This is a genomic window from Bacillus alkalicellulosilyticus (assembly GCF_002019795.1).
Classification (GTDB): Bacteria; Bacillota; Bacilli; order Bacillales; family Bacillaceae_F; genus Bacillus_AO; species Bacillus_AO alkalicellulosilyticum.
On record NZ_KV917382.1, the window covers coordinates 27924 to 53481 of the forward strand.

Here is a 25558-nt window from a genome sequence, read left to right on the forward strand (position 1 = left end):
ACTCAATCCGCTTTTATTAACCAAGAGAACTTTTTAAAACAACATGAGAGGAAGAGCGAAGTGAATAAGAAAACAAAATGGTTTCAACAATTTATTATTAAAATATTAGTATTTCTTTTAATCTTTACAACTATTCCATTGTCACAATTACATGATACGTTTGCTATTGAGTCGGAAGAAAATGTGGATGAGATATTCGATTTAATTCCAGAAGAAATTGAACAAAACGAAGATAACGATCTTTCTAATCAGGATGAACCTATTTTAGAAAGTGATGCAGAAGAAGTAGAGGCGGTGGATCCTCAAAGGGAGGCTATTCTAGAGCAAGAGTTAGAAGAAGAGTTGCCAATAACAGAACCAGAAAATCACAAAAGTTCATACGAGGATGGAAATCGAAAAGAGGATGTATCTTTACGTACCGAGACCTCGAAGGTTTATGAAAATACTGATGGAACGTATACAGCTGAAGTTATGTTAGAACCTATCCATTTCTTAGAAGGAGAAGAGTGGATTGAATTTGATAATACTCTAGTGTCTTCAAGTGATGGACAACATTATGAAAATAAAAGGAATGAGTTTAAAGCTAAGTTTCCAAAAGAATCAAAGGTCAGAAACAACAGTAATCTCTTCACATACACGGTAAAGGGACACGAAATTAAATTTGAACTTATAGATGAAACTATTGATAGAGGAAGAAAAGTTCATAACAAACCACAAGATAGTAAATCAAAAAGAAAAGGTAATACCATAAAATATAACACTCCTTATTCTGGAGTTGATATTGAATATGTAGTAGATGGGACAAAAGTAAAAGAGAATATTATTTTACACTCCTATCAAGGGAGAAACATATTCAAATTCAACATCAAAACATCTAACAAATTACAGGCTGTTAAACAAGAGGATGGGTCTATTCATTTCCTAGATGAAACAGACAACTTTTTATTTTTTATCCAAAGGCCTTTTATGTTTGACTCAAACTTTGAACAGGACCCATCTGGTGTTTTATCTCAAGATGTAGTTCAAGATATAGAACAAACAAAAAATGGATTTATTCTGACGTTAACTGCCGATGAGTCTTTCTTAAAAGACCCTGAACGAGTGTACCCTGTAACTATCGACCCTTGGGTTGATGTATTTCAACCAAGTGATACGTATATTGCTAGTAATAGTCCAAATACAAATTACAGTAATAATACAGTTATGTTTGTTGGGAATCATAGTACACAAGGAGTAACACGTTCTCTCTTAAAATGGAACTTGCCCAATCTACCAAATGCAACAGTAGTGTCCGCTAAAATTGGTCTTCGGCAATCAAGTACCGGTGAAGATGTCCCTGTGCAAGCTCATAGATTAACAAGCCCATTTGACCCAACCACGGTGACATGGAATACACGTCCAACTTTCGCTTCAGGAGCAGCAGGAAGAGGAAACAGTACTCAAATATCTGAGTATCTTTATATACCTGTTAATAACCTAGTCAACAATTGGTATAACGGAACAACTGAAAATCATGGTGTACTTTTAAAATATTCTAATGACCATGAAACAACAATATCAAGAAAAGGATTTAGAACAACAGAATGGAATAATCCTGATGGTACGAATATTGGTAAACCAAAGCTGGTTATTGATTTCCGTCCAAATCTGTTACTAGGGATAACGGACTACTGGACATACACACCAGATATTTTTCAAGGAGAAGGTACGGGTGTTGTCAATGTAATTAACGGGAATTTGGTATATGATATCCCATTGCTTTCCCTTCCAGGGAAAACAGCCGCATTTAATCTTAATCTGAATTACAATAGCCTTTCAGGGATTGAACAAGCCTATGGTCGTGGATGGTTCTTAGATGCTCAACAATTTTTATTTATCAATTCAGGACAATCTGTCATTGAATACAGAGATGCTCAAGCAACAAGATATCACTTTACAAAAACAGTCGAAGATGATGAAAATTCTTATACTTCTCCAGAAGGAACCTTCTTTGAACTTGAAAAAATAGGTACCGGATTTAAACTAACAAATCCAGATGAGACTGTTTTATATTTTGATTCTAGAGGAAGAAATACAAGAACTGTTGATGAAAAGGGAAATACCATTCTCTATGAGTTTGATGGTACATCCAGAAGAATTACTAAAATAAGTGAGCGCTATGGCAATGAGACTAGTGGAAGAGACATCACATTACAATATAATAGTAATGGGCTACTCGAAAGGATAAGAGATTTTAGAGGCACTGAAACATTACTAAGTTATAATTTTTTAAATGATAAATACCGACTACAATCAATAACTTATGCAAACAATCGGTCTACTTCATTAAAGAAGAGGATCTCTTTCTCCTATAATAATGACCATCGATTAACAGAAGTTATAGATGCAAATGGGAATAAAGGAACAATAAACTACGATGAGGATAGCAGAGTTATCGAAGTAATTGATCCCCGTTCTACTAATACGTCTTATAGATTGGAATATTTTATAAGAGAGACAATTGTTACTGATGCTCGTGGCTTTAAAACTCAATTCAAGTATTCCAATATAAACAGACCAACGGTAAATGTAACAGAAATCACGGATGACTATCAAGGAACGTCCCCATCAACTACAAAGTATACGTGGGAGAAAAATAATATTATCGAAGTTATTGAACCTGACCCAACGACTGGACAAGCTGACAGTCCAAGCATATATACAGGCCAATATGATGATAAAGGGAATCTCGTAAGTGTGAGTGCTCCAAATAACTTATTGGTACAAAACGAGTATGATGATAAATCGAATTTAATTAAAGAACATGAAATTAATGGTTCTTTTGCCGAATATGTTTATGACGATGAAAGTAACTTAATATCAACTACAGACAACTTTAACTTAACAGACTTTTCATCGTATGATAAATTCGGAAATATTATCACAAGTACTAGTCAAAAAGGCATCGCGCACAATCGTTTAGTTAATTCTAATTTTGAAGTATTTAGCAATGACTTACCAGGAAACTGGAACAGAGCTCTAGAAGGTATTTATTTGTCAAGTGCAACAAGTAAATATGGAAACAGGTCAGCTGCCATCACGTTATCTCCAAGTGAAACAAGTGGCTTTTACACACAAACCTTTGCTGTTCTTCCTGAAGAAGAGGAAAAAAACTATGTTGTATCAGGATATATTGAAGCCTCAGGTATCACAGGTGAAGGGGCAAGAATCCGACTTTATCCACTAGATGCAAGTGGAAAACACCTTCAAAAAGACGGGAAAAACATTGAGTATGTGACACCTGCATTTTCAGATGCAGTCTGGATGCGTGTATCTGATTTCTTTACACTTCCAAAAGAAACAGCACAAGTCCGAGTGGATTTATTATTTACAGGAACAGGAACCGTCCGCTTTGATGCTGTCCAAGTGGTACATGGAGTTTCATTAGAAGAATACTATAGTAATGAGAATCCAAGTTTCGAGTCAGGAACCACTTCATGGACATTTAATTCACTCGGTTCAGGTGACGGGCGCTCAACGGAGAGAGCAAGAAGTGGAAATGCTTCCTTCAAAATAACAGGTTCTACTTCAGCGCAAAGACATGTCGGTCAAGTTGTACAAGCAAGTGGAAGAAAAGGTGATCCCCTTTCATTTTCAGGTTGGGCTTACTCAACAGGAGCAAATCAGACTGGTGCATTCGCGCTAAGTGTGGTAGTCGTGAATCGTGATGGAACAGAGGAAACTTTTAGTTATCCATTTAATCCTGCCGTTAAAAATGAATGGCAATTTATCAAACATACGGTATTCCCAAATAAAGACTTTCAACAAGTTAGACTCTTGGCCTTGTACCGTAATCAAACGGGAATAGTGTATTTTGATAATCTTAAATTAGAAGAAACAGCATCAACTGTATTTCAACAATACAGCAACGACGGAAATTTCTTAGTCAGTGAAAGAAATGCGTTAAATAAACAAACGAGTTTCACGTACGACCCAAATGGAAATCAACTAAGTTCTACTGACCCATTAGGACGAAAAACGAGTTATGAATATGATTTCCTTGACCAATTAAAGAAAATAACATTAGAGAATGGTTCAGCATCTTCTCCCGATAACATCTCAGTGTTGTATGATTATGATAATCAAGGGAATCTGACAAAACGTACTGATCCTCGGGGACATGTGACTATTTTTGAATACAATCAAGTTAACACAGTCACGTCAGAAATTGACCCTCTTGGGAAGTTTATCAAATATGATTACGACCAAAATGGAAATCAAACATCCGTTGAAAGAGGGAAAGGAACTACGGTAGCATCAAAAGAAGAATTTACGTATGACCGAAAAAATCGCTTGAGTGAGAAGTGGGTTAACGGCTCAAAAGTGTGGACAAATCAATATGACAGAGCAGATAACCTAACAAGACTCATATTGCCAGATCAAAGCTCCTATTCATTTACCTATGACGAGAGCAGTAGACTAGTCGAATTTCTTGAACCAAGTGGGTATAAGCTAGCAAATACTTTTGAAGAAAATATAGCAAGTACCTCTCATGGATTACGAACATCCTATCAAGAAACGGATATTCGAGGGACTGCACAAACCACATCGTTTAATTACGATATGTTAAAAAGAACTTCGTCAATCACAGGTCCAAGGGGTGGCGTTACGGAGTTTTATTATGATGAAAGTAGCCTACCAATTCGAATCAAATCAGGTGTTACCAATCAATATCAAAAATTTGATGGGGCTGGACAACTCATAGAGCAGAATATACTATTAAGAACTTCAACCTTACGACTTGCTTATTCATATAATGATAGTGGGGATGTAACGTCATATTATGATGGAAGTGCAGGTCATGGCTACACCTATGATTTTGCGGGGCGTCTTGCGACATGGAACTATCAGGGTTTATCTGCAAGATACACTTACGATAAAGCAGGTAATCTATTAAATCCAAACGGGAAAACGTATGAGTTTAATGCATCGAATGAAGTAGTTGGGTTTTCGTATGATGATGCAGGAAACCTTTTAAAAGATGATAAGTATATTTATAAGTGGGATGGGGAAGGAAGACTAGTATCACTTTCAAATTTAAATGGACAACTCCTTGAAAGTTATGCTTATCACCCTAATGGTTTACGTAAATCAAAAACGAATAACAGTGGTTTGACTTTAAACTACCATTACGATGGAACAGACCTTATTCGTATTACAAACACTAGCGGACACACGGTTTGGACGTTTACATGGAATAATGGTGAGCCTATAAGTTTAACGAATAGTACAGGTACAACTTTCTACTATGTCACCAATCGTCGAGGCGATGTGGTTCGAATTGTCGATGCAAGTGGAAATGTGGTAGCTCGTTACAACCATGATCCATGGGGAAGAGTACTCACAACCTCTGAAAACACTGTTGTTGCAGGACAACCTATTGGTTATGCTGGATATGTATATGACCGTGAAACGGCATTGTACTATTTACAAGCGAGATATTACGACCCTACTATGGCAAGATTTATTTCAAGAGACCCACAAATCGGTAGTGAAAACCATCCGTTCTCTCAAAATATGTACAACTATGCAATGAATAATCCTGTGATGCTGACAGATCCGGATGGAAATTTACCTTTCTTTGTTGTATTTGCAGTCCATATCGGCGTTCGAATGGCTATCAGATATATGGCAAGAAAAGGTGCACAAAAAGTTGTTAAAAGTATTGTTCGAAAAGCAGTTAATAAGGTCAAAACAATAAGAAATAAGGTTGTGGGTAATAGTGGCGTTTGGAGACATATCAAATCAACTGGACCATTAAATCATGGAACAAACATTCCGAAGTCTTTTGAACTTTCTATGGGAAAAAGTAAGTTCTGGGTCCATCCAAATGCAACTAAACATATGGCAGAATATTCTCGTTCTAGATCATTTTCTCATGGTAGAGCAATGTCCGAACAGGCAATGTTAACCAGTTTTCGTGCAGCAGTTAGACAAGCACAAAAACAGGGAATAAAATATGAGAAAATGATGAAAGTTGGAGGTTGGGAGTTAATTTTTAGCCCAGCTAGAAATGCTGGCCAGTTGCGGGTAATTAAACACGCTTTATATAAATGATTAGGGGGAGGCTTTATGCTAGAATTTTCATTCTTAGCAACACTTAAATACGAAGAAATAATTTTTGATAATTACATCCCGCTTTCCGTTAGATGGGATAGTAATTCTCGAATAGAAAATAGTAACCTTTTTTTTAGGACTGGAGATTTAGAATCTACTTTACTTGAAATAGGTATAGAACCAAGTAAGGGAATAATTAATTCAATTACATTGACTTTGGTAAATGATATAGAAATTATAGATCATAATTTCTTTGAAAATATTCCTGGTAAAACGGGGTTACCAGCTTTTAATATTTTAAATTGGGGTGAAAGTAGATATAGGGATGAGCTTATGAATTTTAAGCTGTTATTTTCTCAGGAAAACTTGTATATTATTTTTTCAGGCAACCTAAAAGTTTCAAATAAAATAGTTAGTGAAAGAGTTAGTTTTGGTTTTAATGAAGAAAATATATTGTCTTTTATTAGTATAGAAAATCTGACTAAATTAGAAATAGAGAAGTTAAAAGAGTCTATATTTATTTAGATTTTTACAGAACCTAACGAGCGGTTTTCTTTAGGTTCTGTTTTTATTCTCCACAAAATATGAGTGAGTATTGGATAACAAGAATGTATCGGTGTATCAAATGGTAATTATTCCATTTATATTAGTAATTATCTAAAAATATCCTGAGGTACAATCTTTGATAAATATGCTAATTTAATAAACAACTAATACAATTTATTTCCAACTCATCAGCTACGTCCATACTTATTAAAAAATATCTTGCTTCTCTTTCTTGTATTATTTGCAAGCAAGATAGTACGACCCAGCTATGGCAAGATTTATTTCAAGAGATCCACAGCTTGCTAGTGAAAATCATCCGTTTTTTCAAAAACATGTACAACTATGCAATGAATAACCCTGTGATGCTGACAGATCCTGATGGAAATTTACCTTTCTTCGTTGTATTCGCAGTCCATATCGGCGTTCGAATGGCTATCAGATATGCGGCAAGAAAAGGTGCTCAAAAAGTCGTTAAAAGTATTGTTCGCAAAGCGGTTAATAAGGTTAAAACAATAAAAAATAGTAGAAAAACATGTAACTGCTTTACCGAAGATACGAAGGTTTTAACTGAAGACGGGGAGAAAGCTATAAAAGATATCCAAATCGGTGATTTGGTCCTTTCCAAAGATGACGTGACTGGAGCAGTAGCCTACAAAGAAGTAGTAGGACTTTTTCAAAAAGAAGCTGATGAGATATACTATATCTATGTCGGTGGGGAAATCATTGAGACCACCGCCGAGCATCCATTTTGGGTTTTAGATGTAGGCTAGGTTGACGTAAAAGACTTGCACGAGGGCGATTTACTCGTCAATAGTGAAGGGCATAACATTCCGATAGACCAAATTAAAAAAGAAGTTAAAGAAGATACCGTTTATAATTTTGAGGTCCAAGACTTCCATACGTATTTTATCTCTGACCTTAAGATATGGGTTCATAATTGCTCCATTAAACATGGTCCTAAGTATAGTACTAAAACTTACAATCAATGGTATAAGGGAACATGGAAAAACAAAACTAAGTCAATGGATTACCATTTAAGAAAACATAGTAAGGGAAGGACTCCTGAACAATATACTCAAGTAGCAATGAGATTCTTCTCGAAGAATAAACATTTAGCACAAGAAGTAACATTATCAACAGGTAAAAAAGGATATAAAATTCAGACAGGGACAGGAAAAAATAAGGTAGGGGGGTTTTGGACAAAAGATGGGAAACTCGTCACATTCTGGGATTGATATTAGAGAGTTAGAAATTAGTTTTAATGATTTTATAAACACTTCATTTCCTGAAGCACCTGAAGATGATGACTTATACGATATTTACAGCGATTTAGTTGAGTATGATAGTCACATTGCAGGGATTGTTTCTTCTTTATTAGGGGGGAAGAAGGTTAATAAATCATTAATCTTTCTAAACGATGATTTAGAGAAAAAAATAAATGCGAATGGTAACAACAGTGAATTGAAGGATATTAGAGAATACAAAAATAAAATAGATAACTTAGTGATGTTAATAATAAAAAAGTAGAAGAAACTAACCTTGAGAGAGATTACTCTTTCAAGGTTTTTTTTATATACGAGTGACGAATAAATTTACTACTAACCGAGACTCTAATTGTATAAAGTCTTGCTAATTTATTCTGACGTACAATACTTTGAAAAATATGTCCTAATTTAGATAACATTTACTGAAATTCTACCTCCAATATCATCAGCTACGTCCCTACATAATTAAAAATAACTAGCCTTTGCTTTCTCCCTGTCTAATAAAAAAATTTTAAATTCGTCGCAACTTTCCCCCACATAGAACGATTACTAGATTGTTCACACCTTTTCCCTTGTTGCTACTCGATAATAATCAGTTTTTCTACCTTTATGTCCAATGCTTTACAAACTCTTTCTAGCGTATCTAGGTACACCCTGCACCTTGTCCGAACAAAGGTAACTTATAGTGTTGAGGCGTAGGTTTGTTAATCGTGCCAATTCTCGCTGGACATGTTTCGTTCTTTGAGCTTCAGATTTAGCCATACCGTCATGTGTACCCCTAGCTTTTTCGTATTATTTTTAGTTTTAAAGTTAGATATATGTAGATTTATTAAAAAGCTGCTAAGTTATCATTAACATAATTGTGTCTCTAAATTTTTTTGTGAAAATATGGACAATTTATTATTTAAAATTATGAATTTTGTAAGAAGATTCTTAGTTTAACAGACGTTACGTTGAATAGTTATAATAAAAAAGACTGAGGTCTTGTTTTATATTTGAGAGAGTAATTTATTGAAATTTCCCAATTACGTGTTAAAATAGAATCAACTAAATCTTACAGGGAAAAACCCTAAATAAATAATACTTGCCAGTGGGTGAAGTATGTTTGTTTAGGGTTTTTTATGTTCTATAACATGGCCATTGTTTAGAACATTGTCAAATATTCAGATATAATAGATTAATAGTTATAAATTATTCGACAAAAACCTTGTTAAGAAATAAAAAAAAACCCACCATGCATTTTATTAATTCTCTACAGTTTGGCCGCTGAAGATTTAATAAAACCGTTTAGGTAGGATTTCTTATGTATTTAGCTATTGTATATTCTAGCACATAATAGCAAAAAGTCCAATGAAATCCTCTTTAAATCTTGTGGGTATTAAGGAGGAATTTTAAGTGTTTGAAGAGGAGAATAAGCTAAACACGGGTCAGGACAAACCCTGTCGCTACTACAGATTGGTTTCAACAGGTGTTGTTGCGGAGCGTCAGAAAAAAGTAGGGTCAAAGTATGGTTCTCGTCAAAAAACCATCGAAGTCCCATTAAACGCAAAGGAATATTATAGCGAAGAATCCATTCTTCGTTTTCAACTAGAATCGCATACAAAGCTATTGCCAGATATGAATGGTCAAAAAACAATTATAAACAACTACCTCTTACGTTATTGGGGACCAACCTTTCATAACAAAAGTGGTGGGATTGTGGCTTATACATATATTATCCTTCAAAGTTATTGTTGGGATAAAGACTATACTTGGGTAAGTATGGATACTCTTAGTAAACAAGTTACTTGTACATTACCTACACTAAGAAAATACTTAGCTATTTTAGAAGAAAACGGTTTTATCATTCGTTTTTGGAGAGAAGAAGAAGATGACAAAAAAAATGTCACACAAGGAACTATTTTATTTAAAGTTCGGCAAACCCTTCCCCTTCTTTCAAGAGAACAATACAACTCCTTACCTAAGGCTCTTAGATTAGAGCATGATAGGTTTCTAAGAAAAATAAAGAGAGAAAGTCAATTTGAATTTGATTTATGTCATAATTTCCATGACGTTTTTGAACAATTAAGAGAACAGGTGATTGACGTTGTTAATCCTACAGGAACACTTAAAGAAGAAGTAGACAAATTAAATGAGTACAAGGAAGATTACCAGGTTGCGCAGAATAAAATGTCAAAAGAAGATATTCTAATGTGGGATAAAGTACTAAGTAAGTTAAAAGAAAAACTATCGAAACCTAGTTTTGATACCTGGTTTGGTCAATCTGTAGCTTATAAAATGGATGATGATAGGTGGTTCATTTGTCTTCCCACTGAATTTGCATGTTCATGGGTAGAGCAAAGGTACATCCCTATAATCCTCGACATCATGAATGACAATCAAATTCCTGTTACCGAACTCCTTTGTGATATATATCTTGAATCAAACTCTACTCTTTGAGTAGAGTTTTTTTAGTTATTTAATCCACAATATAACCCTTACTTATCCCTCTGAAAAATTTTTTCCTACCTATAAAAATTCTTTTCATACCCCCTCTGAAAATTTTTTTCGGAGGGTAGAACTGCACTTATCCACAAATAAAGGTATGAAAATTTTTTTCAGGGGAGTATGAAAGTTTCTTTCATGGGATACCCCTTGAAAATTTTTTTCATAGGGCTGGGAAAAAATTTTTCACTAAAGAATTACAATATTTATGAATTACAAATCTTTTATAACAATTATATACACCCTTTTCTAAACTAAAATTAGGTTATTTTTCCTAAAAAAACTTGTCGAATCCTACAATAGCCGTTATAATAGCACTATAAAGTTTTTGTTTTCCTTTTTACTGATGCAATCTCTTTGAGATTAGCGGGTTTTATTATTACACATGGCAGCCTTTGAGGTTGATGGATTTACGCTTAGTTGCGTTTTCTATTAAACTCAAAGGCTTTTTTTATTTTTTAAAAAGTTAATGATGAGTGTTCAAACGAGGATAAAGATTCGGTAAACCGATCTGTATTCTCGTTTTTTATATATATAAAACTATTTTGAAAGGGTGGATGGTATTGAAGAAACAGTTCAAAGTATCACAACATGAACAAGTAGAGAGGCTTATTAAAACATTAGAGGAAGGTGTTACAAATTTTTCTTATTCTCCAGAACAATTTAAAGCTCTATTAGAAATGAAAGCCATAATGCCACAGTATTCTTTTAAAAACATTATGGTTGCCAAAGCACAGCTCCCACATGCTTCCTTTTTAGCGGGTTTTACACATTGGAATAACTTAGGTAGAACCATTAAAAAGGGATGTAAAGCAATTCGGATTTTCAAACCTAAGTTTGCAAAAAGAACTGATGATTGTGGGGAAGAAATAGAGCAAATTGTTGGGTTTATAACCGTACCAGTTTTTGATTACAGCCAAACCGAAGGTGCCCCACTACCAATTGATAAGTTACAACTTACACTTGATGGAGATTCGGATGAGGCTCGTCAAATCATTAATTGGGCTGAGACACTTGCTGAAGAAGATGATTGTCCTATCACTTATGGTGATGCAGGTGATGCAAATGGATATTATCTACCAAGCTTTCACAGTATCACAGTGTCAGATTCTCTTTCGATTAACCAACGTTGTAAAACATTAATTCATGAACTGGTTCATAGTAAGGTAGACCGATATAGTCATGATAAAACAACAAAGGAAGAGAAGGAAGTTGTTGCTGAAGGTACTGCATTTGTTATATGCACTTACTTTGGACTGGATACATCTGATTATTCATTTGGTTACGTCAAATCATGGAGTAAACATAATGATCAGGCAGTTCTTATGTATGGAGAAAAGATTTGTAATACGGCTAAGTTAATTATTAATGAATTTGAAAGAATCAAAGAGAAAGAGCAGCAGTTACAATCTGCTTAAACAACAAACAATATAAGGGAGGTGTTCCCTATCTTGAAGTGTAGATAGGGAGCAAGAGCCCCCATCTACCTTCTAGTAGGGTAAGAAAATGAATTGGAAAACTTATGAAAAAGAAACCATTGAGAATCCCAAAATGCTTGAGGTTTATCTTGAACAAGCTTGGCAGGATGCCTTTTGTTATGCTATGGCTGTTGAAGAACCCGAGAAAAATTATCTAGACCCTAAGTTGTTACTCACGATTATTTCAGGTAATGATGCTTCACTACAAGCTATTAAAGCAGCTATTGATATTGGTAGCAATGGTCTTTATTTTGGCTACGGTGAGAAGGGGTTAACAGGGTATGAGTTCCAAAGAGAGTTTAAGTTTTGTACAGATAAGGGAGCTTATGAAAAGTTTCCAATTACGATTAACCAAAATCGTAAAGCCTTGGTAATCGTTCATGATTCTCTTCTCGGAGACAACGAATTTATCTTATCTTTCGATGGAGACCCAGCAGAAGATATTCGACAAGTATTGGGTGGCGGAAAGTATGGGTTACATGTACTTCCCGAATGGAAAGATACAGTTTATACGGAGTTACTTAATCGTGGATTTATTCAAGAGGTAGAGTTCTATAAAGATTCGAACCTCTTACCAGGATTTGAGATCTTAAAGCTTAGTTTAGAAGAAGAAGATGCTGATTCTCTTATTTCAGAATTAGTGAAAACAAAGAAACTTTCTTTTCCAAGAGAGGGGAATGGTTCTGCATTAGAGGAAGTTACAGACCTTACAAGCTATATGGGCCAATATGTTAATGACATGATCGAAAAAGTTTCTGAACAAGTTGAGCCTACACATAATCCTATGACTGATTCAAGTTTCCCTTATTTTGAACAATATAAGCGCCCTTTGTTTCCAGTTCAAGCTCATGTTTCAACGGCTGTTGCCAAAAGGTTAAAGGAACAAAAAAGCTTAATTATTCAAGGGGAAATGAGGTGCGACACGTTCACTACTGAAAAGGTAGTGCATACTGTTTAATCAAATGAACAGTAGAGAACTAATATATCGAAAAGTGGAATGAACCAGTAACGCGGGAAAACACTTCCCTTAAACTCCGACAAGCTACATAACAGTGTATTGTTATATGGTTTGAAGCTCGGTAAAGTCGGCAGAAAATTACCGTAGTACGAGTAGTCTCGTAACCGAAAATGAGGATTATCCTTACGTAATTGATATGCCGGAGGTCTACAAACTTGATATGGTGAGAATGTCTGAATAAGACTGACGAACTAACGAATGTACGGCTCTAAATCGCCGGAATACAGAAATGTGTTCTCTTTCCGTTCAGGAAAGGTAACTGTGGATGAGTAAAAATCTCATTTATGAAAATCCATATTTGCTTACAGGGCAAATCAAGGTTACAGGGTCAAAGTTAGCACCTAAGTCAAGGATGCATAGATAGATATATTGGAACGTGGGAAGCTACGAGCGGAGAGGACATACACTCCATTGACACGTCTGATTGGAAAATCATAACCAATCTTAATCGTAGTGAAAGTAGTGGCACGACCTGTGAAATCCTTGTAATGAGGGTGGAGGAACAGCCACAAGTCGTTAGAAAATAAATAATTCACATGGTAGACACTTACACCACTCATGGATTCTCGTATGACTAAAAAGAGTCACTGTTTCCAGTAAAGGAGTGTGATGCCCATGAAATTATTGACTGAGAAATCGCTGTCTGAAAAGAAGCTTAGACATAATGAATACTACTACATGCAAGAACACCTAGATTCATTATACGAACGTAGCCAGCGTAAACAAAAATTCGAAAATCTGATGAGTCTCATTACTTCCAGAAACAACATCCTATTAGCTTACAGAAATATCAAGCGTAATAGTGGGAGTGTTACCAGTGGAGTAGATGGAGTCTCCATTAGAGACATTGAGCGAATAGATACTGAGAAATTTGTAGAGATTATCCAACGAAAGTTTAATTGTTATAATCCCAGAAAAGTAAAAAGAGTAGAAATTCCCAAAGCAAACGGAAAAACTAGACCTCTTGGTATTCCGTCTATATGGGACCGAATCGTTCAACAGTGTATCCTACAAATTCTTGAGCCTATATGCGAAGCGAAGTTCAATAAGCATAGTTATGGTTTTAGACCAAACAGAAGCACTGAACACGCTATAGCAGATATGGCAGTCAGGATTAACAGAGGTTTCCTTCATTACGTGATTGATATTGACATTAAAAGTTTCTTCGATGAAGTCAATCACAACAAACTGATGAAGCAAATTTGGACACTAGGTATTCGGGATAAACAACTACTTGTAATCATTAGAAAAATTCTAAAAGCTCCCATCCTTATGCCGAATGGTAAGGTGAAATATCCGCAAAAAGGTACTCCACAAGGAGGAGTTCTTTCGCCATTACTTGCTAATATCAATCTGAATGAAATGGATTGGTGGCTAGCGAATCAATGGGAAGAAAGAAACCTAGCGGAGGTTACGCCTAGTTTCAAGAAATCCGGTACTAGAATGAGAGGTTATGAATACGCCAAAATGAGAAAAACAACTACCCTCAAAGAATTTTACTTCGTGAGATACGCAGATGATTTTAAAATCATTTGTAGGAACAGAAAAACAGCCTTGAAGATCTTTATTGCGACAAAGTTGTGGCTTAAGGAAAGGTTGAATCTTCCAATCTCTGAAGAAAAATCGGGTATCACAAATCTCAAGAAGGCTAATAGTGAATTTCTAGGATTTTCATTTAAAGCAGTTAGGAAGGGGAAAATGAGCAAAGGTGCGGATAAGTACGTCACGCGTTCTCATGTATCCTCAAAAGCAATTAAGCAGAAAAGAAAGTCTCTAAGACAACAAATCTCAAAGGTAAAAAGAGCAAATGGCAAAGAGCAAATTGAGGAAATCATTAAATACAACAGCATGGTTAGAGGTATTCACAACTATTACCGATTAGCCACTCACTGTTCGGATGATTTTACTCGATTACACAAGGACATTCATATTACTTGGTATAACAAGCTGAAAAAGCAGGGTTTAACAAGTGTTGGTATATATGAAGGAAATAGTGAGGGTATCAAACCTTACCTTTCCTCTAAAAGACTTAGATACCTTGCTGGGACTCCTATACTACCGATTGGATTCATTCAACATAAAAATCCAATGAACCTAAAAAGTGCCATAAACCAATTTACTCCATCAGGTAGAAAGCAGATTCACGAAGACCTAACAATGGTTCCATCGTGGAAGCTAAGATACTTATGGCAACATCCTGTAATCGGAAGAAACAACTCGGTTGAATATTTTGATAACAGGATTTCAAAATTTGTTGCACAAAAAGGTAATTGCTACATTACCAATACTGAATTGGAGATGAATAAGGTGCATTGCCACCACATCGTACCGTACTCAATCAGTAAGGATGATTCGTATAGCAATCTAGTAATAATAGGAGATACAGTTCACAAACTGATTCATTCTACGAAAAAAGAAACCATAGCCAAGCTAATGGAAATTCTTAAACTTAGCAAAGAACAGTTGGACAAGTTGAATGAACTTCGCTCACTTGCTGGAGAGATTAAAATTTGCTCTGAATAACAATGTTCACTGAATTTAGTTTCCACAGTCCAGTAATGGTGTAAGAAACAAAAACTATGTACTAACGATGGAACGCCGTATGAGTTGAAAGGCTCACGTACGGTGTGGGGCGGGGGAAAAGGCGGAGATAACTTCAAAGTCTTACCTATCGCTATTACTGGAAAAACAACAATGCTTGTTGGTTTATCTGATGCTTATCATAAAGAAAAAGGGAAAAAAGGATACTTTGCTTGTGTAATGGTTCCTCCTTCCTTAACTAAAAAGTGGCCAGAAGAAATAAAAGAAATCATACCTGATGCTAATGTTCTAGTGATTAACAACACATCTGAGTTAATTGAGTACCATGTAAAATGGACAAATGCAGGTAGACCAAAACCTTTGAAACCTACTTATTTTGTAATTAGCTTTACGACAATGAGGGGAGATTGTGCGATAAACCCAGTCACTGATTTCATTAAAATAAAAACGGAAAAACAGACACTAGCTAATGAGCAACCTTATCGTTACGGTTATTATTGTCCAGATTGCGGTAATGCTCATCAAGTTGTCGAATCTTCCGATGTGAAAGTTAATGAAAAAGGCGAAGAGGAAATTGTTAGAAATAAAAGGTCAATGGGTCCTGGTGAATTTGGTGAAACTCGAAGAATTCACAATGCTCAAAAGCCAGCCAATGCATTTTGTAGTGAGTGTGGTTCCAGTCTATGGACGAAAGATGTTCTAACACGCTACTCGTCTTTTGGAGAATGGGCAAAGCATGAAAAAAAATTATCTAATGCCCTAGTTGACGGCAACCAACCTCTTGCAAAGAACATACAGAATAACCAACCTGATGTTCCAAAGGCTACCGGTCGTCCAAGGAGAATTGCTACAGTCGAATACATTCGAAGACGGATGAATAACTTTTTTGACATTGCACTCGTAGATGAAATCCATGAATTAAAGAGTGGGATGTCTGCACAAGGTAACTCACTAGGTAGTTTAGCTGCTGCAAGTAAAAAAGTAGTTGGAGGAACAGGAACCTTATTCGGTGGTAAAGTGCGCCCATAAGGGCATTTAGTAATTCGACTTTAGGCAAGTCGTAGGAGTGTAGAGGCATCAATTGTCTCCTATCATCTACTAATTTACTCGTGAGGGAAACCAATAACGGGGAACACAGCATATTAGGTGAAAAGCCATAAGTCACCAAGTTGTCATGGTGCAACTGAATGGCAAGATGAAATCGAAACAGACGAGGATGAATGCTAAACTGCGTGAACGATAGCCAAAGGAGTCCTAGCGAAGACATAGACGGAAGACTTCTATTAACGTCTATTAACCATATGTTGTCTAATAGCTTTGCCGTTAGATAATTACTGCTTTATAAACAGCTTTTCCGTTTATAAGGTTATGCCTCAGTGGTCTTCCAACCATAGTAAATGGTAAATGGCGAAAGTCGCATCCGACACTGGTTCAAGCCTATGTTACTAAATGTACTAAATGGGGATTGCCTAAGTTGGAATGCCTGTAAAGGCTATGACACTTTAGGTGTCTGAATATCCAATATGGCAACAGAGAGTCCGTAGTAGTCTGAGCTAGGGAAAGCCTAGTACATGGCGAAGGGACCAAGTTATCTAGTCCAGAACAAAATCAGGAAGGTGTGGAGACACTTTGAGAATCCCAAAAGTAGTTATGGACAACCTAGTTGAAATGTCCAAGAGAGATGAGAATTACGTTTTCGAACGTATATATCGAAATCTATATAATGAAGAGTTCTTCCTAGAAGCTTATGCAAAATTAGCTAAAAAGGAAGGTAATATGACAGAGGGTACTGACGGAAAAACCATTGATGGTATGAGCATTGACCGAATCCGTAAACTCATTGAACAGTTAAAAGATGAAAGTTACCAACCAAAACCTTCAAGAAGAGAATATATTCCAAAGAAGCCAACAGGTCAGAGACCTCTAGGAATTCCTTCAATGGATGATAAGTTAGTTCAAGAAGTAGCACGTAGAATCCTAGAAGGGTTATACGAACCTATCTTCCGAGATTCTTCACATGGTTTTAGACCTAATCTTAGTTGCCAAACTGCTGTAGACAAAATACAAAAAACATTCACTGGAGTTAAGTGGTTTGTTGAAGGAGACATCAAAGGATTCTTTGACAACATTGACCATCACACTTTAATCAATCTTCTTAGGAAAAGGATAAAAGATGAAAAGTTTATTCGACTTATCTGGAAATTCCTCAAAGCAGGTTATTTAGAGGATTGGGTTTACCACAAGACTTTCAGCGGCACACCTCAAGGTGGTGTCATCAGTCCATTATTAGCAAATATCTATCTTCATGAATTGGATAAGTATATGGAACAATATGCTGAAGAATTCAATAAGGGTAAGAAGCGAAAACGGACACATGATTATAGAGCGTTAGAATGGCAACTAACGAAAATGAAGAAATCTGATGAAGAATGGGCTTTAATGTCAACTTCTGAGAAAAAGAAACACACCAAAGCTTATAAAGCACTCATTAAGAAACGTAATGAGATGAATGCGACTGATCCATTTGATACTGACTTCCGTAGAATCAACTATGTTCGTTATGCTGATGATTTTCTTGTCGGTGTAATTGGAAGTAAGGAAGATGCGGAGAAAACCAAACAGGACATTAAGGCATTCTTGTCTAATAAGCTGAAACTTGAACTATCAGTAGAGAAAACACTTATCACTCATGCCCATAAAGAGAAAGCTAGATTTCTGGGTTTTGATATTGTAACAAGTTACAGTACACAACCAACAAGAAATAAAGATGGCAAACTCCAAAGGCAAAATAACGGTAAGGTAAAACTCTATGTCCCGAAGGAAAAATGGGTAAATAAACTTCTTGATAGAAATATTCTAAGAATAAACGGTAACTATTGGAAAATGGTTCATAGACCTGAGCTAATCAATAATGACGACCTTGAAATTATGAGCATCTACGATGCTGAATTACGAGGATTCTATGAATATTACAAAATAGCAAGCAATGTGAGTGTGCTTAATAAAATGGCATACATCATGGAATACAGTATGTATAAAACGTTTGCTAGTAAATATAGAATTTCAGTTAGAAAAGTCATTGATAAATTCAGTGTTAATGGAGTATTTACTGTTAAATATGAGACTAAAAAGGGATTGAAATCTAAAACTTTAATCAGCTCGTTTACAAGAGCAGAAAAAGTAAATAAAGATTCCAAAATCGATAATCTACCTATTGGTTGGGTGTACAGTGGTATCACAAGCCTAATTGACAGGTTGAAAGCTCGCGTATGTGAATACTGCGGAGCGACAAATGTTGATTTAGAAATGCACCATGTCCGAAAGTTAAAAGACCTCAAGAAGAAGAAAAATCTTCAAAAATGGGAATTGATTATGATTGCTCGTAACCGAAGACAATTAGCCTTATGTGCTAGAGGACAAGGAAACGACTGTCATATGAATTTACACAAAGGACAATTGTAATAAAACTAGGTGGATAATAGTGAGCCGTATGCTTGGAGACTTGCAAGTACGGTTCTGGGGGAGAGTTGGTGGAAACCTACCATAGTAATATGGCAAGGCACCGCCTTCTTATCCCGTTGCAGAGGATGTCTACTATCTTTTATGGCGACTTTTTCCACAAGAAATGGTGAAGAACGGGTTCAAATACTCTGAGGTTAGAAAGTGGAATGAGGAATACGGAAACAGTATGAATTGTTCTTAGACAATCTGTAGTGGAAACACACAGTAAAACTAAGGGACTAACAATCTAGTTAGTCTAACTTCACACAAGAATAATCAGGGGAAGTTCCTGAAAGGTTAGAATGCTGACTAATCTTGTCTAATACTCCGACGTGCGTTCATGGATACCACCATGAGGGTACGAAGTTCGGTGAAGTCGGTGAAAAACAGACCTGTAAAGTGGTTAGTGAAGTAATCGGGACGCTACAAAATGGCTATGCTTAGAATGTTATTAGAAATAACTGACGAATCTTCGAATGTACGGCTCGTAAGTATTGGTATCTGGAACAAAAACAGATGCACCTCAAGATGGGGTCTGAACGTGGGTGGAACTTTTGTTACGGTAACATCTACATCTAACCAATAAGGGTTAGGAGTCTTGAGTCCTTTCAGCAATTGGGCAAAAAGATGTTCAGCGGGTCAAAGAAGAAAGCTAAGGTCATATGAAAAGCTATTGTGTGAGGAACAATTGAAGCCAACAAGGAAATGTTAAAGAGGGGTATCTCTGATGTTCCTAAACGATAGGAAATGATCGTTTAATGTTGGTGGCAGCAGCCCGTAGTAGTGTTGAAACATGGTAAGCAAAGTCAAAAGCTCTGCTGAAAGTCACTGACCTGTAAAATAGGTTATACGAGGGACTAACCCATGTGAGCGAAGGGGCATAGTCTTTACGAACAACTAGGCAAATCAACCTGTTGAGGAAGCCGTTGTTGCAAACCTGACTAAAGCCATTATTAATGTGCAAATATCTCCGAAAGGGGTGATGCCGATGGTTCAAAAATTCGACTATCCAAAAACCGAGAATGAATTTAACAATATACGCGAGGAAATGTACACAACTACAAAAAACCTTATAGCATCTGGAGAACAACCAGCTTTTAAGGGTCTACTCGAAATTATTAAATCAGAAGTAGTCATTGTATCGGCTATCCACAAAGTCAAAGCCAATAAAGGTAGTAACACACCGGGATCAAGCGACAAAACAATAAAAGACATACTAGAACAAGATTACCTTGAAGTAGTCAATTGTATTCGTGAATCTTTGGACAATTACAAACCATTGCCTGTGAGAAGAAAGTGGATAGATAAACCGGGAAAGAAAGAAAAGCGCCCACTAGGAATACCAGATATAGCTGATAGAGTCATTCAAGAAATGGTAAGACAAGTTATCGAGCCAATTCTAGATGCCCAATTCTTCGCTCACTCATACGGTTTCAGACCAATGCGTGATGCAGGAATGGCAATGGAAAGAACAACTGACTTAATTCACAAAACTGGATTTCACTGGATTATCGAAGGAGATATCTCTAAGTTCTTTGACGAAGTAAACCATACTATTCTTATTAAGAAGTTATACAGTATGGGTATCAAAGACCGGAGAGTTCTCATGATTATCAAACAAATGCTCAAAGCGGGAATAATGGATGAAATAAAAACCAATCCAAAGGGTACTCCCCAAGGAGGTATCATTTCACCACTCCTAGCAAATGTGTATTTAGATAAGTTCGATAAATGGGTCACTCGCGAATGGGAAAATAAGAAGACTCGTTATCCTTACAAACATTCTGCAAAGAAGTTTGACAAACTAAGGAAAACGACTAACCTTAAACCCGCTTTCCTAGTAAGATACGCTGATGACTGGATATTAATAACCAAGAGTAAAAGTAATGCCGAAAAATGGAGGAAACGGATTAAGAGTTATTTAGGTACAAACCTCAAATTGCGATTATCAGAGGAAAAGACCAAGATAACGAATGTCAAGAACAACAACATCACCTTCGTTGGCATAGACTTAAAAGTAGTTAAAGACAAAAGTAAGAAGTATGGATATTATGTCAAATCCAAACCAAATGGAGACAATCTGAAACGGAAGGTTAAAGAAATTCATCGAGATATCAGGAAAACTCGAAATTTCCGCGACAAGGAACAACTCGTTCACAACGTTAACCTTATTAATTCTAAAATTAGAGGATTAATAAACTATTATCAGATGTCCACTTGGGTAAACAAATCCCTTAACAAATACGATGATATGCTCACTTATGCTGCATATAAAACATTGAAAAGGAACAAAATTGGTAAGTGGATTCCGGCAAAAGAGGTAAATAACCTCATCGGGGTTCATGCTGATTACTCAAGCCAAATACCGGCCTTTGAATATAAGGGAATGAAAATCGGATTTACAAGATTAACTTTCAGCAAGTGGAAGAAAGTTCTCCTAAAAACACAAGACGAAGTACCTTTCACCCAAAAAGGAAGGGAGCTTCATCAGAAACGTTTAGGAAAAATTCCACCTAGAGAAAGAGCAGATACTCTCATTAACACTGAATTTTCTCGGATTATAAGCCTCGGTCTTAATAGGAGACTCTACAATTTTGAGTACCTAATGAACAGAGCATACGCTTATAACAGAGATAGAGGTAAATGCAGAGTTTGTGGTGAAATACTAGCAACCTTTGAAACTAGGACACATCACATTAACCCTAAATTGCCAATAACAATTGTAAACAGAGTTAACAATCTTGCTTCAACTCATGAAAGATGTCACAACTATATCCATAACTATCAGAAAAATGAAGAACATTTCACTCAAAAAGTTTGGAAAAAGATAAAAGGGTTTAGAGAAAAGTTGAAATAGTCTAGATGAGAGTAAAGATGGAACGCCGTATGCGGTGAAAGTCGCACGTACGGTGTGAGGCGGGGGAAAAGAGAATCGTAATGGATAATGCCAACGATTGCTCTTACCTATCGCACCCGAAATGGGCAGTAGCTACCCTAATTCCTGCTGGGATTAGGATGCTACACATTTGAAACAACAACTGTTGATTTCAAAGACCAAGGTGAATATTCAAATAAACAGAGTAGAGGGGGAACGAAACGAACAGAGAAAACACTACCAGGTATTTCACCTTTTGTATTTGGGAAATTCCTTGTACAAAACAGTGTTCTCGTTCGTCTTGTTGATGTTTGGCCAGATCCTGTTGAACTTGTGAATGTACCTACTATCTTAGTAGATATGGACAAACCCTTACGCGAAGAATATGAAAAGATGGTACTCACGTTCGAGCGAGAAATACAAAGTAGGGATGATGGTCATAAACTATACTTGCCATTAACTTCAACTGGTATAGCTTACCCTGATAACCCATTTACCTACCCTGACGTCACTCTTAAAAATGAAGACGGAAATAGAGACCTTATTTGGAGTCCACAACACCTTCCAAAGGATATTCTTCTAAATAAAGAAAGAAAATTACAAGAACTTGTTCAAGGTGAGATGGCTGAGGCAAGGAAAACAATTATCTATGTTCGTGACACAGGTTCTTCAGTGGAAGGAAGAGATGTTAGACCAAGAGTGAAGAAAATTCTTGAAGATATCGGTGCGAAAGTGGCTATTCTTGATACCTCTTCAACTCAAACCAATCGTAGAAGTGAATGGTTAAAAAAGAAGATTGAAAATGAAGGACACGATGTGGTAATTGTTTCACAAGAATTGGTAAAGGTAGGGTTAGACCTTCTTTGTACGCCGACTCTCATTTTCGTGCGAGACGTTCACCATTGAAAAGATGGTGCACTTTAGTTATCGCAAGCTTCCTAATTAGGAAACGCAGAACTATTGTAGAACTTTTATCCTAAGAAGTGGAATGAAGGAGTAACGTCCCGAAACGCTTCCCTTAAAGCTACGACGTGCATAGGAAAATGTGATTTAACCCTTTGTACGAAGCTCGTTAAAGTCGGCAGAAATATACCGCAATATACGAAAGTACATCGAAAGGACGCTAGAGGTAGTGTCTGTATATGATATGCCGGAGGTCGTTAAAAACTAGATATGGTGAGAATGTGTGAGAACACTGACGAACTTGCGAATGTACGGCTCCTGAGAGTGGAACAGGTAGAAATGCCTGTCATGCAATAAATGCGTGGTATCTGTGGTTAAGTACGATTGAAAATTAGGAAAAACCATATGTAGTTATAGGCTGCATCAAGGATACGGGGCTAAAGTGAGCACCTAAGTCTAGGTATTGATAGGGATAAAGGAACGTCGGAAGTTATGAATGTGGAGAGATCACACTCTATGAAGCAGTACAAGGGAATTCATAACCTTGTTTAATCATAACGAAAGTAGTGGCACGACCGTTGAAGGTTCTGTAATGGAACTGGAGGAACAGCCACAAGTCGATAGCTAATAGAATGGAAACCTCACACTTCATGGATTCTCGTAAGACTTAAAAGGTCACAAATCCAGAAGGGAGTGTGATAGACCATGAGATTTAATACGGAGAACAAAAACCATAAGGATGCTAAACTTCGCCATGCCGAGTATTACAATATGCAAGGCGAATTTGACAAACTGTATCAAGATAGTAAGGATGGTAAACATTTCATCAATCTAATGAAATTAGTAACATCTGATAACAACATTCTCCTGGCTTATCGGAACATCAAACGCAATAGCGGAAGTCCGACACCTGGAGTTGACGGAATCACTATCAAAGATATAGAGAAACTCGAAACAAGCCAATTTCTTGATTTGGTTAAAAAGCGGTTCAATTTCTATAAACCTAGAAAGGTAAAAAGAGTCGATATCCCTAAACCCAATGGAAAGACAAGACCACTTGGAATACCATCCATATGGGACAGGATAGCTCAACAATGTATCCTACAAGTCATGGAGCCAATCTGTGAAGCCAAATTCAATAAACACAGCTACGGATTCAGACCATTTAGGTCGCCCGAAAATGCTTTTGCTGATGCTACTCATAGAGTAAACAGCGGAGGTATGCAATATGTTGTAGATATTGATATCAAAGGTTTCTTTGATGAGGTAAACCATAACAAACTAATGCGCCAAATCTGGACATTAGGAATACAGGATAAACAACTCTTAGTCATAATCAGAAGGATGCTTAAAGCACCCATCGTTATGCCTGATGGGAACATTGCTTACCCAACTAAAGGTACTCCACAAGGAGGAATACTTTCCCCCTTACTCGCTAACATCAATCTTAATGAGTTTGACTGGTGGATTGCGAATCAATGGGAAGAAAGAGATTTAAAAGAGATAACTCCGCAATACCGTAGCGATGGCAGAAGGAACCGTAAAAATGAGAACAAAAAGCTAAGAAAGTCTACCAAGCTTAAAGAAATATACTTAGTGAGATACGCTGATGACTTTAAAATCTTTTGTCAAACAAGGCAAGAGGCAGTCAAAACATATCACGCAACTAGGAAATGGCTTGAAGAAAGACTCCGACTTACAATCTCAGCGGAAAAATCTAGAATCACCAATCTCAAAAGAGAATCTAGTGAATTCTTAGGTTTCACCTTCCGAATGGTGGAAAAGGGTAAGAAGAAATCAAATGAACCAAAATTCGTTGTGAAATCAACCGTTTCCCCAAAAGCTATCAAAAGAATCAAGACACAGCTACGAAGCCCTTGCCGAAATGAACAAATATAACAGCATGGTGAACGGTATTCATAACTACTACCAAATTGCCACTCATGTGAATGCTGATTTTACAAAGCTTGGGTATCACATTCAAAAAGTCCTCAATAATAGACTTACTGGAATAACTAAGAAAGGGAAGTATGAAGGGAAACACAATGGTATTTTAACCTACATGGATTCTTCTATGGTCAGATACTACAGGAAGTACCCTATACTACCCATTGGCTATGTTAAACATAAGAATCCTTTAAACATTAAACGCTCTGTCAACAAATATACAGAGCAGGGGCGATTGGAAATTCATAAGAAATTAACTGTCATTCCAGAATGGAAATTAGAATGGTTAAGGAATAATCCTGTAATGAACAAACGGGCAACAATTGAATTTGCGGACAATCGCATCTCTAAATACATTGCTCAATTGGGAAGATGCTCGGTAACAGGTGAAGAATTAGAACTCGACACTATGCAATGTCACCACATTATCCCTTATCACGTTAAGCAGGATGACTCATATAACAATCTAACAATTGTAAGTTATGAGATTCATAAACTAATTCACGCTACCAACCCGAAAACTATTGAGAAATTCCAAAAGGCCCTTAGCCTTACAAAAGAGCAGTTAAACAAACTCAATAAACTCAGGGAAAAAGCAGGAAATGACACTATATAACTCTCTCATGAAATAAGCAAAATCGCATAATAATAACTTGTTCCGATTAAATTGCTGTGAGGAAACAGAAAATCTATTAATATCGATGGAACGCCGTATGAGTTGAAAGGCTCACGTACGGTGTGGGGCGGGGGAAAAGGCGGAGATAACTTCAAAGTCTTACCTATCGCTATTATCAATTCAGTTGGAGTCTCTTTACGATTAACCAAGCTTCAAGAAGGTCTTGGAGAATAGGACAATCCGAGGAGTGTAGGCTATACTATTTAGCTTATAAAGATTGCTATCAAG

The 25558-nt window shown here is 36.5% G+C and carries 12 protein-coding genes and 2 pseudogenes; 13 read left to right on the forward strand and 1 reads right to left on the reverse strand.

All coding sequences use genetic code 11. From position 1 onward, the window contains the following. The first annotated feature begins 60 nt into the window (after positions 1-60). The 4 genes and pseudogenes from BK585_RS22820 (at position 61) to BK585_RS22840 (ending at position 8169) form a co-directional block, all read left to right on the forward strand. Positions 61-6096, forward strand: a complete 6036-nt coding sequence (locus BK585_RS22820; protein ID WP_078557062.1) for a DNRLRE domain-containing protein — start codon at positions 61-63, stop codon at positions 6094-6096. A 15-nt stretch (positions 6097-6111) separates the two neighbouring features. Further along, positions 6112-6621: a hypothetical protein gene (locus BK585_RS22825; RefSeq protein ID WP_078557064.1), complete on the forward strand. Its 510-nt coding sequence runs from the start codon at positions 6112-6114 to the stop codon at positions 6619-6621. Positions 6622-7070: 449 nt separating this feature from the next. Then, positions 7071-7877 (forward strand): annotated as a pseudogene (locus BK585_RS24540) (polymorphic toxin-type HINT domain-containing protein). Further along, complete coding sequence (locus BK585_RS22840) at positions 7849-8169, forward strand: hypothetical protein (protein ID WP_078557070.1); 321 nt, start codon at positions 7849-7851, stop codon at positions 8167-8169. Before BK585_RS24540 ends, BK585_RS22840 begins: the two are co-directional and overlap by 29 nt. Before the next feature lie 316 nt (positions 8170-8485). On the opposite strand, the gene BK585_RS24940 is transcribed toward BK585_RS22840, so the two are convergent. After that, complete coding sequence (locus BK585_RS24940) at positions 8486-8560, reverse strand: hypothetical protein (RefSeq protein WP_419095581.1); 75 nt, start codon at positions 8558-8560, stop codon at positions 8486-8488. Between the two features lie 742 nt (positions 8561-9302). Here BK585_RS24940 and BK585_RS22850 point away from each other — a divergent pair. The 9 genes and pseudogenes from BK585_RS22850 (at position 9303) to ltrA (BK585_RS22890) (ending at position 25270) form a co-directional block, all read left to right on the forward strand. Further along, positions 9303-10346 carry a DnaA N-terminal domain-containing protein gene (locus tag BK585_RS22850; RefSeq protein WP_078557072.1) on the forward strand — a complete coding sequence of 348 codons (1044 nt, stop codon included), beginning with the start codon at positions 9303-9305 and terminating at the stop codon, positions 10344-10346. Positions 10347-10954: 608 nt separating this feature from the next. After that, positions 10955-11809, forward strand: a complete 855-nt coding sequence (locus BK585_RS22855) for an ArdC-like ssDNA-binding domain-containing protein (protein WP_245805936.1) — start codon at positions 10955-10957, stop codon at positions 11807-11809. 88 nt (positions 11810-11897) lie between these two features. Beyond that, positions 11898-12827: a hypothetical protein gene (locus tag BK585_RS22860; protein ID WP_078557076.1), complete on the forward strand. Its 930-nt coding sequence runs from the start codon at positions 11898-11900 to the stop codon at positions 12825-12827. Positions 12828-13502: 675 nt separating this feature from the next. Further along, positions 13503-15410 carry a group II intron reverse transcriptase/maturase gene (gene ltrA, locus BK585_RS22865; protein WP_139367696.1) on the forward strand — a complete coding sequence of 636 codons (1908 nt, stop codon included), beginning with the start codon at positions 13503-13505 and terminating at the stop codon, positions 15408-15410. A gap of 84 nt (positions 15411-15494) precedes the next feature. Continuing rightward, positions 15495-16457: a hypothetical protein gene (locus BK585_RS22870; protein WP_170885721.1), complete on the forward strand. Its 963-nt coding sequence runs from the start codon at positions 15495-15497 to the stop codon at positions 16455-16457. Positions 16458-17057: 600 nt separating this feature from the next. Further along, complete coding sequence (locus tag BK585_RS22875; RefSeq protein ID WP_078557082.1) at positions 17058-18890, forward strand: reverse transcriptase/maturase family protein; 1833 nt, start codon at positions 17058-17060, stop codon at positions 18888-18890. Between the two features lie 1027 nt (positions 18891-19917). Continuing rightward, on the forward strand, positions 19918-21786 hold the full coding sequence (gene ltrA, locus BK585_RS22880) for a group II intron reverse transcriptase/maturase (protein WP_078557084.1): 1869 nt from the start codon (positions 19918-19920) through the stop codon (positions 21784-21786). 378 nt (positions 21787-22164) lie between these two features. Next, positions 22165-22710, forward strand: coding sequence for a hypothetical protein (locus BK585_RS22885; RefSeq protein ID WP_245805937.1), 546 nt, complete (start codon positions 22165-22167; stop codon positions 22708-22710). Positions 22711-23412: 702 nt separating this feature from the next. Next, a pseudogene (gene ltrA / locus BK585_RS22890) lies at positions 23413-25270 on the forward strand (group II intron reverse transcriptase/maturase). Positions 25271-25558 lie beyond the last annotated feature (288 nt).